Origin of the sequence: Sphingomonas faeni (genome assembly GCF_003053745.1) — a bacterium.
Lineage (GTDB): Bacteria > Pseudomonadota > Alphaproteobacteria > Sphingomonadales > Sphingomonadaceae > Sphingomonas > Sphingomonas faeni.
Map to the genome: position 1 here is coordinate 37,737 of NZ_QAYE01000012.1, position 17,191 is coordinate 54,927.

10 protein-coding genes are annotated in these 17,191 nt (G+C 59.2%); 6 read left to right on the plus strand and 4 right to left on the minus strand.

Annotation, left to right across the window (positions count from 1 at the left end):
* Positions 1-125: 125 nt before the first annotated feature.
* From C8J25_RS18300 to C8J25_RS18310, 3 genes are all read right to left on the minus strand, one after another.
* Positions 126-1,004, minus strand: a complete 879-nt coding sequence (locus C8J25_RS18300; protein WP_107955796.1) for a glycosyltransferase family 2 protein — start codon at positions 1,002-1,004, stop codon at positions 126-128.
* A 2-nt stretch (positions 1,005-1,006) separates the two neighbouring features.
* Positions 1,007-2,200, minus strand: a complete 1,194-nt coding sequence (locus tag C8J25_RS18305) for a hypothetical protein (RefSeq protein ID WP_146173388.1) — start codon at positions 2,198-2,200, stop codon at positions 1,007-1,009.
* 140 nt (positions 2,201-2,340) lie between these two features.
* Positions 2,341-3,489: a WaaS/CpsH family glycosyltransferase gene (locus C8J25_RS18310; protein WP_146173389.1), complete on the minus strand. Its 1,149-nt coding sequence runs from the start codon at positions 3,487-3,489 to the stop codon at positions 2,341-2,343.
* 617 nt (positions 3,490-4,106) lie between these two features.
* Here C8J25_RS18310 and C8J25_RS18315 point away from each other — a divergent pair.
* The 5 genes from C8J25_RS18315 to rfbA are packed head-to-tail and all read left to right on the plus strand — an operon-like array spanning position 4,107 to position 9,297.
* Positions 4,107-5,807, plus strand: coding sequence for a right-handed parallel beta-helix repeat-containing protein (locus tag C8J25_RS18315; RefSeq protein WP_107955799.1), 1,701 nt, complete (start codon positions 4,107-4,109; stop codon positions 5,805-5,807).
* Positions 5,808-5,866: 59 nt separating this feature from the next.
* Complete coding sequence (gene rfbC, locus C8J25_RS18320) at positions 5,867-6,433, plus strand: dTDP-4-dehydrorhamnose 3,5-epimerase (RefSeq protein WP_107955800.1); 567 nt, start codon at positions 5,867-5,869, stop codon at positions 6,431-6,433.
* A 16-nt stretch (positions 6,434-6,449) separates the two neighbouring features.
* Complete coding sequence (gene rfbB, locus C8J25_RS18325) at positions 6,450-7,505, plus strand: dTDP-glucose 4,6-dehydratase (protein WP_107955801.1); 1,056 nt, start codon at positions 6,450-6,452, stop codon at positions 7,503-7,505.
* Positions 7,502-8,425 carry a dTDP-4-dehydrorhamnose reductase gene (rfbD, locus tag C8J25_RS18330; RefSeq protein WP_107955802.1) on the plus strand — a complete coding sequence of 308 codons (924 nt, stop codon included), beginning with the start codon at positions 7,502-7,504 and terminating at the stop codon, positions 8,423-8,425. Before rfbB ends, rfbD begins: the two co-directional genes overlap by 4 nt.
* Positions 8,422-9,297, plus strand: coding sequence for a glucose-1-phosphate thymidylyltransferase RfbA (gene rfbA, locus C8J25_RS18335; protein ID WP_107955803.1), 876 nt, complete (start codon positions 8,422-8,424; stop codon positions 9,295-9,297). Before rfbD ends, rfbA begins: the two co-directional genes overlap by 4 nt.
* 716 nt (positions 9,298-10,013) lie before the next feature.
* Here rfbA and C8J25_RS20400 read toward each other — a convergent pair.
* Positions 10,014-10,529, minus strand: a complete 516-nt coding sequence (locus tag C8J25_RS20400) for a hypothetical protein (RefSeq protein WP_146173390.1) — start codon at positions 10,527-10,529, stop codon at positions 10,014-10,016.
* Between the two features lie 453 nt (positions 10,530-10,982).
* On the opposite strand from C8J25_RS20400, the gene C8J25_RS21325 reads away from it, so the two are divergent.
* Positions 10,983-17,191 (plus strand): M10 family metallopeptidase C-terminal domain-containing protein (locus C8J25_RS21325; RefSeq protein ID WP_107955804.1); only part of this gene is annotated, 6,209 nt, incomplete at its 3' end.

Consider the following 17,191-nt stretch of genomic DNA (forward strand, 5'->3'; position numbering starts at 1 on the left):
AAGCGACAAGGCGGATTGGCAAGAACGCCTGCTGTGGTACGGCACCTCAACTCGATCGGATCATTCTATGATCGTAAGCAAGCGCGTGCCAGCTACCCGTCATCAAAACGATGACCCCAGGACCACTATCCAAAGGCAGCGAACCGCATCGCACCCTGCAGGCCGATCGCTGAAACATGCTGCAAAGCGAATAGAGATCGACGGATTGGCGAATGTTCACTGGCCAGAAACCGCTCAAGCGTCCGACGTTGGACAGGGTCGAGTTGCTCTTGCATCGCGGTCCGCAGCTGACGAGCATGATCGAACCGCGTAACCGACGGCTTGTAAGTGACGGCCTTGCGAATTTTGGCAAGCGTTGCTGCCATGCCGCTCTTGATACCGACATGGTTTGATGCGTGCTGGCGATAGGCTATGAGCGATTTTCGATCATAGCGGATATCAGCCTTGATCGTCGCGATACTCGCCAACCACCAGTCATGCATGATCACCTTTTCCGGGTCGCTGGGAAAAGGTAACTGTTCGAGAAACGGGCGGTTGAATACGCACGTGCAGCCGGTAACGTAATTGCACATCAACGTCGCTACGAACGATCGATCGCCCGGATGGACATAGGTGCGGATCGGTACCAGCGCTTCGTCGACCAGATCCAAAGCAGAAGCATACAACCCAGGACGTCCGTCGGCGAGTTCCGCCTGTGCCCGGCGGATCTTTTGCGGATCCCAGACGTCATCCTGATCGCACAGCGCATATGTGTCTGCGTTTTCGTTACGAGCCAGGCGCAATAGATCAAAGAAACTGGCACGGGGACCGACGTTGCGCCCTTCGATCACGGTGACGATCGGGCCAAGGCTGCGCAGATACTCGACGGTCCCGTCGGTTGATCCATCGTCGCGCACAAGTATCGACAACTCACCGTCGATATCCTGGGCTAGCAAGGATTGAATCTGCTCTTCCAAGAATTTCATGCCGTTCCAAGTGGACAGCAGTACCAACACCTTGGCCATGATTACACTTCATTTTCATATTGATGGACCGGGGCTGCCAACGCCGACACCGGTCTGTTAGCCCAGACCCCGATCGCGACCATGAAAGCAACGATCGACATACCGACCAGATTGATAAGATACGGATTGGTCGCTGTCATCAACACAACAGATATGACCAGCACAGCGATACTCACCCAGTTAGGACTAGCGCGCATCGATCTTCCGATCCATGCCGTCAAAGCTCCACCGAGAATTAACGCACCAACTATGCCAATTTTTGCAAGTAATGCCACATACGTCAGTTCATAGCTGTAAGGAGCATCAAACGACCTAACGACACCGGCACTGGCACCAAATCCGGCACCAAATATCGGAAACCTCCAAAACAGATTCATAAGTGAAAAGAACTGGACGTAGCGCGCTGACGACGACGTAAAATCGCTACTGAAATCGAAGATGTGCAAATCTTGATGGTTCAATATGTATATTGATGCAAAGCCCGCAAGCGCGGCAACCACAGGAACCGCTAGGACTGGCCGCTTGCGCAGCAACGCGACGCCAATTATTATTGCCCCAACACCTAGAAAGGCACGTGTGCCAGTCGCGAAAATTGCCACGGCGTAGAAGGCTGACCATGGTATATTAGGCTTATCCCAATTATGATAGCTCATCATAATTGGGAACAGTACGAAATTGATAAGCATGATGCGGAATGAACCATCCGGCATCGGCCCAATGTAGACACCGATATCGCTATCGTTCAATCCAGTATAGAAGTTTCGCGCTGTAATACCAATGCCAGTTAGACCGAGAACATTAGTGCACAACCACAGGAATATGACAATTACTGCCATGACCGCAGTGGATATAACTAGAATATTGAGATACGGCTTCGGACCATACTCGGCAAATAGATAGTAGAACGGAAATACAAGTAAAACCGCTACAAATGGTTGAATTTCGGCGACCGACATTCGCAAGTCGATATTGTTGCTCAGGGGGACGACAAATCCCCAGATTAGCAGAAATAGGATTATCGAAATCAGTAGCCAGACCTGCCAGTTGCCCTCCGCTTTACGCACCAGCATCTGAACTATCGATGACACCACAAGCGCGCCGATAAGAACCTTGCGAACGGGAACGCCAGCGAGAAGCAGGCCGAGCGGTCCGAAGAACACCATCTCGACGATCAGCCCCATGGCTAGCAATGACATTAATCGTAACATCGACCGACCTTTTTCACCCGGTATCGGGCGATTGCGACACCCCGTAGCGGCTGTTCAAAGCCGCGCAAATAGAGGTCGTCCGTTCTACCCCGTAGCACAATGCCATCGACGATATCGGAGCAACCCCCTTACCGCTTGCGCAGGAAAGGGCGTGGTGCAGTGATCCCCAAAATGTCGAGGGCCCATGAGCGGAGGCTATAGCCGTCTACCAACTCCGGTGGAAGCGCCGGCAGCGATGCGGCGAGGAACGTCGGATCGATCCGCGGATTTTGCGCATCAATGATCGAAAATTGCTCGGGGCTATAAAAATCGTAGAGAGCAACATCCCTCGAGGTCGTAACCATCTTCTTGCCGGTGCCGACCGCTTCGAGGGCGCGCATCGTCAGCCCGGTCTGCTGCGGATGGGGAAGGTCGATGATGATCCTGCAGGCCGCAATCTGTTCGGCATAACGTGAGAATGGCAGCGGACGCCAAAATACATCCTCTCCCCGCCCGGCCAGCTTGAGTTCAAGAGCCGTCCTCAGGCCGGTAAACAGATAGAAAAACGATGACAGCCCTAGCTCGCGGATTTGCCGGCGGAGAATTTCGACCTGCTGTAGCCGGTCATGGTGCAGCCAGCCGACAAAGCAGAAATCAACAGGCGGTACGGCCGTTGCCGCTTGCGTGGCATCGACAATCTCTGGACGAAAGAAGGTCGGACGAAGGACAAAATTTGGGTAGCGCGCGTTATCGGCGTGATCAAAGGTCAGAACTCGGTCAAACAGTGCTTGACGCTCAACCAGTTCGGGATAGCGCTCCATCGAGTCCCACTGGTACGAGATTATCCGCGCATTCGGCTGTGCCGCCCTTAGGGCTCCGATAAACGCCGCATCAAGCAGTTCACCCTTGATTATAAGGATGTAGTCGAACGGCCCCCGTTGAGATGAGCGCTCAAGCAGCTGGCTCAAATATCGCGACTGCTCACCGGCCGACATCGGCAACACCTTGCGACGCAACGGTGCCAATTTATTACGTAAGGCGGGGGGACGCTCATCTTCTACATGCACTTGAGCGCCTAAGTGTCGAAACTCATTTGCGATCGCGGCTTCGTAATCGTAAAAGCCTATCCCAATCAGCAAGACCTTCTGACCGGCTAGCGGACTTGTCGCATCGCCGCCTCCGCGAGGGGTAGCGAACGCCTTTTTCGGCTCGGGGCAGATGTCAGACACAATATCACGCTCATGGCAACCGCGAACGTCATTGCCGCGCCGGACGCCGGATACCGCCTTACCCTGCAATAAGCAAGCAGTGCTCGATTAGAGATATTCACGTGTCAACAAATCAAATTTTGTAGATATCGATCGCCACGCTAAGGTTTTAACCTTACACACGTTGATATTTTTTTCTGTTACCCCCTTCAGTATAAAACCATACGTAATTTAGTTTCGACTTAAAGCAAACGACGAATATTATCTCGTTATTATCTACCTATAACAGATACCTTTAGACCTAATGATATACGTATATTATAGCTTAATATATTTTTAATATCACACTTCCATAATTTTGGCTTGTAAACTTTGATGGTCGGTTACCAGATAATACTTATGTGTTAGACTAACCAATTAGGTTTGCATTTCGAGACTTGAATTGGCTTTTTCCCCAGATTCGGTTTGACGGACTGAACGTGCAAGGAGAAACTCTTCGAAGGGCGCTATACGCGCGCTTGCTGGTAGATTTGCCTTGTTCCGCTTCAAAAGGGAGACGGGATATGGAGGATATGCCGTTGCTTGCGCGGATGGCCAAACGCGATGCCCGCAGCGGAGCCCAAACGAAGCGTGTGTCACAAACGGTGAAATCACCTAAGAATTCCCCTAGGGGGGGTGCCTGATGGTTGGACAAGGACGCTTAGCCGATGACGCACGATGATCGGAAGGATCGCCTGTATCCAGCTGACAGCCAGAACGATATCGGCGAGGGAATGACCCGTCGAGCAACACTGAGTACGCTGGCAGGAGTCGCCATAGTCCCCGCTGCTGCAGGCACGTTATATGCCAGCTCACGGCGAGATTCGCCCAGCGTCGGAGGTACAATCGATCCGGAAGGACGTTTTCTTCGGTCAAGCAAAGGGGCCGTCCCACGAACCATGGTCCAGGAACTCGCCGATCTTGGCGCGTCCCCCGAACAGTTTGGCGCAATCGGCGATGGCGTGACCGACGATACGGCAGCGCTGCAGGCCGCGCTAGATACAGGCAACAGCATTCGTTTAACCCAAGGCCGTGATTATCTGATCCGGAAACGGCTTCTACTCTCGGCGGATGGCGTATCGATCAGCGGTGGAGGCAAGATCCGCGTCGCTTCGGACTTCCAAATCAACGCCGATGCCAATGCCGAGTATTCGCATATGCGCTTACTGTTCGTGACAGGCCGTGACGTGTCGATTGAGGGAGTGACATTCGATGCGAGCGGCGCGCCAGTAGGTAGCGCAGTGGAAAATGGGTTCATTTGGACCACTGCCCCCTACACCATGATCCGGGACTGTCTTTTCATCGGCAACCGCAAGGGTACCTGCATATGGGCCCTAGGCGATGCTCCCTATTTAAGCGTCCTGGGTTGCCGCTTTCGCGACTGTAGCGGCGCCGTATTCGCTAGAGGGCGAAATTCGCTTATCAGTAACAACATCATCATCAACGCCACGGACGCCGCGATTGCGATCAACGGACGAACGTGTGTCGGCGCTGTGGTCGCCAACAACACAATCAGCAACGAAACCGGCGCGATCGTCCCCGCAATGATCGCTGTCGAGGAATGCGCCAGCGACTGGTCGATCACCGGCAATGTCATGACCGGCGCGAACGGGGGAGCGGTGGCCTGTATAAACATCCTCGACCACGCCGTCGCACGGGGCGGGGTCATTGCTAACAATGTTATTGACGGACGAATGGCTGACGGGAAGATCTCTAAAACGCGCAATCCAGGAGCGATGATCAGCCTGTCCCCTTTGTACCACCACTGGATCGTTCGCGGGAACACGATATCCAATCCGCCAGTCGGCAATCCGAACAGCAGGCTTGCATCGCTTCCAGCCACCGGCGGGATCTTTGAAGGCAACATCCTGGACGGATCAGATGCTAGCGGCCTTTCGGCGATGGTTGAAATTACACCGGGTACTCTGGGACTGACAATCCGCGCAAACCAGTCCATGTGCTTCATTGGTGGTCGTCATTATCTCTTTTCAGCAGGATCGTATGGCAACGTCCCTTGTCGGTTCATTGGGGGCGTCTTTCTTGCGGGCGAGGAGGGAATTAACGCTGAGATGCAGGTCAAGGCCATCCGTGACTTAACGTTGTATATTCACGACATTGACGATTGTAGCGCTCGTAGTCCTTTGAACGCTGCAACGATACTCGGTGACAGAGCAGGATATCTCAATGCCGGGGCGTGGAAATTCCCGCACCGGATCGGGCTCAATACAGTGATGTACTGTGACACGCTTCCGCGGGACGGAGGGCGACTGCCATTCGCGCCTGGCGACCGACTGCATTTTATGGTGCCCGCTCCTAATGGACCCACATCAATCGTCCGCGTCGGCAACGGTTGGGTCCGCGCTGGGTAGAGGCAGGGCCCTGATTAAGCGGTTTGCAAGTCACGACCGAAAACTATAGTCGGCCACACATGTCTGACTCCCCAGTACAACTCATCCGCCCCCGTCGCTTCGGCGACAGCCGAGGCTGGTTCACCGAGGTTCATTCGGTACCCGCCTTCGAAAAGTTGGGCATCGATTGCACCTTTGTGCAGGACAATCACTCCTATTCGGCGCCTGCGTTCACCCTGCGCGGACTGCATTTTCAAACGCCGCCTAGGGGACAGGACAAGCTGGTACGTTGTATCCGAGGCCGGATCTTTGATGTAGCGGTCGACGTGCGCAAGGGCTCACCAACCTATGGGCAGTGGGTTGGCGCGGAACTCAGCGCCGAAAACGGCCACCAATTGTTCATTCCCATCGGCTTTGCGCACGGTTTTGTGACGCTCGAACCCGACTGCGAAGTTACCTACAAGTGCTCGGACACGTATGCGCCAGAGAATGACGGCGGTATCCGGTGGGACAGCGTAGGCATCGACTGGCCAATGCCCAAGGGCACGCTTCCTGAACTGAGTGACAAGGACAAGGTGCAGCCGCTGCTCGCCGAGTTCGATAGTTCCTTCGCCTATGACGGCCGCCCCCTCGGCCCCCTTTCGTAACCTGAAGGACAGACCCATGCGCATTTTCGTTACCGGCGGGGCCGGCTTCATTGGCTCGGCCCTCGTCCGTCACCTGATCGAAAACACCGACCATGAGGTGTTGAACTTCGACAAGCTGACCTATGCCGGCACCCTTTCGACGGTGGAGCGTGTCGCGAACTCGAACCGCTACCGGTTCGTCCAGGGCGACATCTGCGACGCAGAGGCGGTCAAAGCCGCGATCGCCGATTTCAAGCCCGAGATCGTCACGCATCTCGCAGCCGAGAGCCATGTCGACCGCTCGATCGATGGCCCCGGCGCGTTCGTCCAGACCAATGTCGTCGGCACCTTCACCATGCTGAGCGAGGCACGCGCCTATTGGCTCGGTCTCGACGACGACGCGAAGGCTGCGTTCCGCTTTCATCACATCTCGACCGACGAGGTCTACGGCTCGCTCGGCGATACCGGGCTGTTCACCGAAGAGACGCCCTATGACCCGCGCTCGCCCTATTCGGCATCGAAGGCAGGGTCGGACCATCTCGTCAGCGCCTGGGGCCACACGTTCGGGCTGCCGGTGCTGATCACCAACTGCTCGAACAATTACGGGCCATATCACTTCCCCGAAAAGCTCATCCCGCTGATGATCGTCAAGGCGCTCGCCGGCGCCGACCTGCCGGTTTACGGCAAGGGCGACCAGGTCCGCGACTGGCTGTTCGTCGAGGATCACGTCCGCGCGTTGCACGCGGTGTTCGAGCAAGGCGAGCCCGGCCGGACCTACAATGTCGGCGGGAACAACGAGAAGCAGAACCTCGAGGTCGTGAAGACCGTCTGCGCTATCCTCGATCGCCTCCGTCCGCGCGCCGACGGTCAGTCCTACGCAACACAGATCACCTACGTCGCCGACCGCCCCGGCCACGACAAGCGCTATGCGATCGATGCGAGCCGCATCAAGAACGAGCTCGGCTGGGAGCCTGCCGAGACGTTCGAGACGGGTATCGAGAAGACCGTTGCCTGGTATCTCGACAATCAGAGCTGGTGGGAAGCGATCGTCGCCGAGCACAAGGCCGACCAGCGCCGTGGGCTTTCTGTATGAGCGACGTGAAACAGATCCTCGTCACCGGTGGGAACGGCCAGCTCGGCACAGAGCTGAAGCGTTACGCCTGGCCGGAAGGCTGGGCGGTCACCGCGATCGACATCGACGAGCTTGACCTGCGCGACGCCGCAGCGATTACTGCGATGGTCGCCGAGGGTCATGACGGGCAGCCTTGGGCAGCCGTCATCTCGGCTGGTGCCTACACTGCCGTCGACAAGGCCGAGAGCGACGTCGTTACCGCTTGGGCCGTCAACGCGATGGCACCCGCGGCGTTTGCGGAAAGCTGTGCCAAGGCCAACATCCCGATCGTCCAGGTCTCGACCGACTATGTCTTCGACGGCGCGCGCGATGGCGCGTGGGAGGTGACCGATCCGGTCGCCCCGCTCGGCGTCTACGGCGCGTCTAAGCTCGGGGGCGAACTCGCGGTTCGCACGTCGGGTGCACGGTACGCGATTGTCCGCACCGCCTGGGTGGTCAGCGCACACGGCAACAACTTCATCAAGACGATGCTCCGCGTCGGTGCGACCAATCCGACATTGCGCGTTGTCGACGACCAGCATGGCAGCCCGACGTCGGCAACCGACCTGGCAGCCGCGCTCGCAAAAATCACGATGCGTCTCGTCGAAGATATTACCGCACCGACCGGCACCTATCATTTCAGCAACGCCGGCGCCGTCACCTGGGCAGGATTCGCCCGCGAGATCTTCGCGCAGAGCGCCGCACGCGGCGGTGCCAGCGCCGAGGTGCAGGGTATCACGACCGCCGAATACCCGACACCAGCAACGCGGCCGGCCAACTCGCTGCTCAGCCATGACGCGATTACCCGCGACTACGGCATCCATCCACCGGCGTGGCAGACCGCGCTCGGCAACATCCTCGACGAACTGCTCGGGGCATCCAACAAGGAGACACGCGCGTGAAGGGCATCATTCTCGCAGGCGGTTCGGGCACGCGCCTCCATCCGGCAACGCTCGCGGTCAACAAGCAGCTGCTGCCGGTCTACGACAAGCCGATGATCTATTACCCGCTGTCGGTGCTGATGCTCGCCGGCATCCGCGATATCCTGATCATCTCGAGCCCCGAATATATCGGCAATTACAAGAACCTGTTCGGTGACGGTTCGGCGCTTGGTCTGACCATCGCCTATGCCGAACAGCCCAAGCCCGAAGGTCTCGCTCAGGCGTTCACGATTGGCGCGGACTTTATCGGCGACGACAATGTCGCGCTGGTGCTTGGCGACAACATCTTTTTTGGCGCCCACCTCACCGACCTGCTGGCGAGCGCCGTTGCCCGCAAGAGCGGCGCAACAGTGTTCTCCTACCGCGTCGAGGATCCCGAGCGCTACGGCGTCGTCGAGTTCGGCGAAGGCGGCAAGGCGATCAGCCTCGAGGAAAAGCCCGAGAAGCCCAAGTCGAACCATGCGGTCACCGGCCTGTATTTCTACGACAACCGCGTCGTTCAGCTCGCCCGCGACCTGAAGCCTTCGGCACGTGGTGAACTCGAGATCACAGATCTCAACCGCCTCTACATGGACGCCGGTGACCTGTTCGTCGAACAGATGGGCCGTGGTTACGCCTGGCTCGACACTGGTACTCACGACAGCCTGCTCGAGGCGTCGGAATTCGTTCGCACGATCCAGCATCGCCAGGGTATCCAGGTCGCATGCCTGGAAGAGATCGCGTTTCATCAGGGCTTCATTTCCCCCGACCAGGCGCGTGAAGCTGGTGAGCGCTTTAAGAAGACCAACTACGGTCGTGCTATTCTGAACGCAGTGAACATGCCTAATCTATAGGTTTTCACACCTGGTACCGTTAGACTCTTCTTTCAAATTTGAGCCAACACTTCGTTCATTTGGTTGAACAAAGACGTTTTTGATGGCTCTAAATACTTTATGCATAGGGTGACGAGCGTGCAAACTCGCTCGTCACCTTTATGTTAAATTATGCCACTGGCGTCATGTCCGACGCTCTGCTGTGCAGAAACCGGCCTGCGCCAAGACGCGTCGCGGCAAGAGATACCGCTCTAAACCCCAGCTGGCAGGACTATCCTACAGCTGAATATTTTGATCAGCCTAAACATATGTCTGACCGGCCCTTCTACTTTGTTCAGGACAGCCTTGTCGTCATCAACATGGCAGGCCTGACGGATGCCGGGACGTTGAAGACAGCGCGAGGCGTGAGGTCTCGCCTGCAGACATGCAGGTCGTCATCAAGCGGCAGCAGCCGTGTGGCGCCCGAACGCCATAATCACAGCCCTATACTGGATCACGAGTGTCGTAGAACGGGCCTGATGGGACCGGTTTCGAAGATTAGCCATCGATGAGCGCTTGCGCCACTTTGCAGCCGCTTACTGGTCAACGCTGTAACGTGTCGCCGGGGCCTTATAAATCTTCAGTGTAACGATCCCACATCAATTTGGGGAGGCTACCGGGACCAGCCAACTACGCAGCGCAACGCCTACAAAGGTGGGCTAGCGCTACAAGAGTTCTGCTCTAGCATGAGCCAAGCCTCAATTTTTAGGTCCGTGAGATGAAAATTCCGGGCTCGTCGGCGGGATGCGTGAAGATGTAATTGGATTTGATAGATTTGTATTAGGATCTTCAAGAGCCGGGCCACCGCCAGGTCGGGCCGCAGCGATATCGGCATATCGACCACAGTATCGTTTACCAAGCAACCCGTTCAACACTAGCCCGCCGCAATAATCTTTGGGCCGCATGATCACGTTGTGAAGGATCATCTGGCGCCCGTCACGCAGTTCCACTGTCAGGTATCCGTCGGCGTTCACCATGACGAAGGCCGTAGACAACGTCTGACGTCCTAGCGCCTCTGCGGGGGAGTCAACCGGCATGGGGGCGGCAGCATTTTCTGCTGCCGACACCGCGGCTGGAATAGGGCCTTGAGCAGCGAGTGCTTGGTCACCGGCTTCTTGTTCGGCTGAGCTCAAAGTGGCTACTCCCTCGCCTTCCCCTTTTGCGTCGATTGAAAATCGGACGGCCATTCCTGAAATTTGGCTCGTTTTACGCATGGCAGCGTCCTGTGGTGAAGGCGCGCATGCTGCGAGCGCCGAGGAGTATAGAAGTAAGATGCGGAGCATCGCGTTCCCCGTCGGCTGACCTGACTCGGCAATACGCGACCCACGGCCCCGAGTCACCCGTCGAGCGATATCGCGCCGAGCGGGATGCACAGGGGGCCGAGCCAGCATTTTAACCCAGCGAGCACAGAACCGGATCCGGTCATTTCCAGCTTACATTATAGATTGGGCTTTGACCGACTACCGCCGACAATTTCCAGACGCTGCAGTCGCTTCCAGTCATATCGAACGCACTAGCCCTTGCTGATATCAGCGCGCTGTGAAACTATGAAGATAATATGAACGAATCAAGACGCTGCGCATGCGGTGATCTTGATCGACCGAGATCGTCTTATGCGTTTTTGATCAACAAGAACGACATAATCGTGCCAGACAGGGGAAGCATAGATGAGCGTTTTAGGCCTCGGCAATATCAAGCCCGCAGATGATAATGTCATCGGTTCCCAGGATCCACGGTCGCATGCCGACAGCCTGCCTGGCAACGAGGTGGTTATCGCCTCCTACGATCCGATAGCAAACATCACCCCCTTGATCGATAACGATATGGGTGTCGGCACTTGGGATCCATTGGCCGAGATCGATCATCTGACGATCATGGAGGGCTGCAATTGCGCCGCGTGCCAAGGCTTGCGCGAAGCACAGGACGGCGTCGACAGCGCCACCCCGAAGGGCATCGACCCAACCGGCGCTAATCCGGAAGGTAACAACATCGGCCAGTTGCTGCCTTTGGGTACCAATCCGGACGGAAGCCATTTCTTCACAGGCAACCGTAACGTCGATGCCACCCTCATCGGTTCAAAATGGGGTACCCTGAATCTTACCTACAGCTTCCCGACATCGGGATCGAACTATAACGGGAGTGGTTACGACACCAACGGCGTCAGCCTTTATCATGTCGATCTGGGCACGCAGCAGCAGGCGGCAGCCCGCGCATCCTTCGCCCAGCTCTCAGCTGCAACGGGACTAACGTTCAACGAGATCACGGATACGGACACGGTTCACGCCAATATTCGTATCTCACAGAGCGCCGACAACGACGTAGGGTCGGCTTACGGCAACTTCCCGTCTGACACGCGTGGCCTCTCGGGCGACATCTGGTTCGGCCGCACCAACCAGCCCTATTACGACCTCGCCTTCAAGGGGACGTGGGGCTACGCCACGATGATGCACGAGATCGGCCACACCATGGGGCTGAAGCACGGGCACCAGGACTACACGAACAGCGACCTGTCCTTCTACTTCGGCGGCACGCCGCGCTACGGCACTCAGTCGCTGACTCCGGACCGCGACGGACAAGCTTGGTCGCTGATGACCTATACGCCCGCGCCGTTCACCAACAGCAACTTCGCCGGCGAAAAGGTCAACCAGCCACAGACTTACATGCAGTATGATCTGGCCGCGCTTCAGTATTTGTACGGCGCCAACTACACGACCAACGCTGGTGACAGCGTCTACACCTTCAGCCAGACGACCGGCGAGATGTTCATTAACGGCGTCGGCCAGGGCGCACCGTCGGGTAACAAGATCTTCCTCACCGTCTGGGATGGCGGCGGCAACGACACGATCGACGCCAGCAACTATTCCAACGGGATCACGGTCGATCTGCGTCCCGGCGAATTCTCGACGTTCGACCAGTCGCAGTTGGCCAACAGCTTGGCCTATCAGGGCCTGACCTCGCTGGCGCCCGGCAACATCGCCATGTCGCTGCTCTACAACAACGACACGCGTTCGCTCATCGAGAACGTCAAGGGAGGCGCTGGCAACGACGTCCTCGTCGGCAACGTCGCCAACAACATCCTCGACGGCGGTGCCGGCAGCGACGCGGTGATCTTCACAAACGCCACCGGCGTGACCGTCACCCTGAACGACACCGGCGCGGACGTCATCGTCAGCCATGACGGTGAGACCGACACGCTGCGCAACATCGAGAATATCGGTGGTACGATCGGTAACGACACGCTGACCGGCAACAGCCAGGATAACATCCTCAGCGGTGGCGCAGGCGGCGCCGACACGCTGTCGGGTGGTGCCGGCAACGATCGCCTGATCGGCGGCAGCTTCACGACCACGACAACCGTCACCGCACCGTCGCAGGCCGACATCACCAAGGCCCAGACGACCAATAACGGCAGCATCGCCACGGCGGTGGCGACCGCCGGCGCCTATGACGTCGACGCGAATGCCGACATCACGAACGCGGCGAGTATCCCGCACGCAACCATCAACGCAACGGCAGCCGGCGGCGCGCTGGAATATTACCAGATCGACGTGACGGTACCTGGGTCGCAGGCGATCTTCGACATCGACGGGCCCGGCACGCTGGACGACAGCTTCATCGAGCTGGTCAACAGTTCGGGTACCGTGCTGGCCAGTAACGACACGGGCTCGGGCGACGCATCCTATCCCGGACACGACGACGCCTATCTGACCTATACCTTCGCGACGGCAGGAACCTATTTCATCCGTGTCGGGCTGTGGAATGGTGCTGCCACCGCCCAGCCGCTGATCGCCGGGCAGACCTATCAGCTGAACGTCTCGCTCCAGAACGCGGCGGTCGTGACGACCACGGTCACCGCCAACAACACCAGCAGCCTCGTGGCAGACGGCGGCGAGGGTAATGACTTCCTGCAGGGAACGATCGCCAGCGATATCCTAAACGGCGGCAACGGCAATGACACCGCATCGTTCGTCAACGCGTTCAACGCCGGTTCCACGACCGGCGTCACGGTAGACCTTAACGTGCAGGGTACGGCCCAGAACACGGTCGCAGCAGGCAATGACACGCTGACCGGCATCGAGAACCTGATTGGCTCCGCGCTCAACGACACGCTGATCGGCAACGCCGACGCGAATGTCATCGAAGGCGGCCTCGGCAACGACACGCTGGTCGGCGGGGCCGGCAACGATACCGCGTCCTATGCAGGTGCCACGGCAGGCGTAACGGTAAGCCTCGCACTGCAAGGGGCCGCGCAGAATACCGGGATCACCGGCACGGATACGCTCAGCGGCTTTCAGAACCTGCAAGGGTCGGCCTTCAACGACACGCTCACAGGCGATGCCACCGAGAACGTGTTGTCGGGCGGCGACGGTGACGACACGCTCAACCCCGGTGCGAACGCTGGCGGCACGGTTGACCTGCTGGACGGTGGTGCCGGATCGGATACCGCGTCGTTCGCAGGCTATACCGCCGGCGTCACGGCCACGTTGAACGGCGCGACGGACAGCATGGCCACCGTTGGCGGCGTGCAGATCGCCGCCTTGCGCAACATCGAGAATCTGACCGGCGGCGACGGCAACGACGTCCTGACTGGCGATGCCAACGCCAACGTCATCGACGGCGGGCTTGGCGACGACGTGCTTAACGGCGGTGCGGGTATCGACACCGTATCCTTCCGCGGCACAACGGGCGTGACGGTCGACCTGAGCATCCAGACGGCGCAGGCCACGGGCCTCGGCAACGACACCATCATCGGCTTCGAGAACGTCCGCACCGGCTCCGGTGCCGATGCGATCACGGGCGATGCCACCGAAAACATCTTCTTCGATGGCGGCGGTGCCGACGTCTATAACGGCGCAGCCGGGTCGGATACCATCGACTATTCCGCCTCGACGTCGACGGTCTCGGTCAATTTGAACACCGTCGTCGCCCAGACCGTCGGAGCCTTCGGGGGCCGCGACACGATCACCAATATGGAGAACGTGATCGGTGCGGCCGGGTTCGCCAACGCACTCACGGGCAGCGACACGGCAGCAAACCGTCTGGTCGGCGGCTCCGTGAACGACTTCCTGGTCGGCGGCGGTGGTGCCGATACCCTTGTCGGCAATGCCGGCAACGACGTGATCTTCGGGGACTATGTCAACACGTTCAACACCGGGGCAACGACCGCCGATGGCAACGACGTGCTCGAGGGCGGCGCCGGTAACGACAGCCTCATCGGCGGCATGGGCAACGACATCCTGCGCGGTGGCGATGGCGACGATACCCTGGTGGGAGGCATCGCCAGCGGCAGTGCGGCCGGGTTGACCACTGTCTTCACCAACGACGGCGGCGACGACACGTTCGACGGCGGCGACGGCAGCGATACCGCCTACGCCTATTACACCGATCACGCCGGTGCGATCAGCTTCGATCTCGCCAACCTGGCTGGCAACAGCGCGATCACGGTCAACGGCGTCCAAAGTGGCTCCTTCACCAGCATCGAGCGCGTGATCTTCCGCGGTGGTCTCGGCGACGACGTCGTGCGCGGCAGCGGTAGCGCGGACACGCTGGTCGGCAATCAGGGCAATGACCGGCTCGACGGCTGGTTCGGCAACGATACCTTGTCCGGCGGGCTCGGTGACGATGTCCTGAACGGCGGCGAGGGGCTGGATACCGCCACCTACGTCAACGCGACCGCAGGCGTGAACGTGGATCTCCGGATCCAGGGTGTGGCGCAGGACACTGGTGGCGAGGGCGTCGACACCCTGGTCGGCATCGAATACCTGACCGGCTCGAGCTACGGCGACACGTTGCGCGGCAATGACGACTTCAACCTGATCACCGACACCGGGGTGGCCGCGACGACTGCGCTTGGCCAGACAGACTCGCTGTTCGGCTATGGCGGCAACGACAGCATCTTCGTGACGCGTGCAGCCGCGGCCGTGGCGACCAACATCACCATGGACGGTGGTGACGGCGACGACTTCATCGAACTGCGCGGTGGTACGGTCACCGCGGCACCGGCAGCGATTGCGACCGGTCTCTCGACCGCCACCTACCTTGCCCCGGGTACGACCTCCAACGATCGCAACCTCGATGTCGTCAACGTCGTCGGCGGCGCAGGTAGCGACCGCATCATCCTGACCGGCGTCGCCAGCGCGACGATCGACGCGGGAACCGGTGCCGACATCGTCAGCATCAGCATGCGCGGTGCATCCACCGTCAACAACTATCAGATCACGCTGGGCGCCGGTGCGGACACCATCCAGCTGGGCGTCGGTGCCACCGCCGGCTCCTCGACCGACGTGGCCACGACGGCGCGAACCAACCGCGTGACCGACTTCGAGCGGGGCAATACTGGCGACCGGTTCGAACTGACCAGCTTCCTGAACCTGGGGCTGACCGGTTACACCGCCAACAGCAACGCCTTTGCCAGCGGCCATCTGCGTCTGGTCCAGTCGGGAACCGACCTGCTCCTCCAGAGCGATCGCGACGGCGCGGGGGCCACCAACAGCTTCACGACCATATTCGCGATCAGCAACGGCTATACGGGCGGGTTCACGGCCTTCAACTTCGACGGGTTCATCGGCAACCTGGTGCTGACGGGCTTCGCCACCGATGAGACCCTCACGGGTGCCAGTGGCAACGATGTGCTCAGCGGGATGGGCGGCAACGACGTGCTGATCGGCCTGGCCGGCAACGACACGCTGGACGGCGGTGACGGCGACGACGTGCTGATCGGCGGGACCGGCGACGACATCCTGATCGGCGGTGCCGGCAACGACACGGCGAGCTATATCGGCACAGCCGTCGGCGTGACGGTCAATCTCGGCACCACCGGCGCGCAGGCGACCGGTGCGGGCTCCGATACCATCAGTGGGGTCGAGAACCTGATCGGGTCGGCATTCGACGACACTCTGACCGGGGACGCTGGGGCCAACCGTCTCGACGGCGGCGCTGGCAACGACACGTTGAACGGTGGCGACGGCGATGACCTGCTGCGCGGCGGTCTTGGCAACAACACCCTCATCGGCGGTGCCGGGAACGATACGGCCACCTATGCCGACGCACTGGCCGGCGTGACGGCGAACCTCGCCCTCGGCGGCACACAGGTTGCCGGGGGAAGCTTCGACATCCTCAGCGGGATCGAAGGTCTCGTCGGCTCGGCGTTCGACGACGTCCTGACCGGCGATACGGGGGCCAACACCATCGATGCAGGCGCAGGCAACGACTATGTCTCTGGCGGCGCCGGCAACGACGTCCTGATCGGCGGCACCGGCATCGATACGCTGTTCTACGGCGACCTGACCGATACGGTACAGATCAACCTGGCGTCGGGTCAGGTGAATGCTGGCACGCAGGGCGGCACCGACCAGGTGTCGGGCTTCGAGATCGCGATCATGGGGTCGGGCAACGATCTGTTCATCGGCGATGCGACCGACAACATCGTCCAGGGCGGTGCTGGCGACGACCAGCTGTTCGGGGCGGCGGGCAATGACAGCCTGTATGGCGGTATCGGCACCGACCAGCTGTTCGGCGGCGAGGGCAACGACCTGCTCGATGGCGGGCTCGGCACTGACTTCCTTAACGGCGGGATGGGCAACGATCGCTACGTGATCGACAATGCAGGCGATCAGATCAGTGAATTCGGCGGTGGTGGCATTGACACGGTTCTCTCGAGCGTCAGCTACATATTGGGGAGTGATCTTGAGGACCTGGTGCTGACCGGCTCTGCGGCGATCAATGCGACCGGCAATGACGGTGCGAACTATATACTCGGCAATGCCGGCAATAACGTCATTGCAGGTGGTGCGGGCGACGATACTCTCGTCACGGTCACCGGTGTTGCCGGCATCAAGCCGGATGCGGGCTTCGACCGGATTGATGGCGGCAGTGG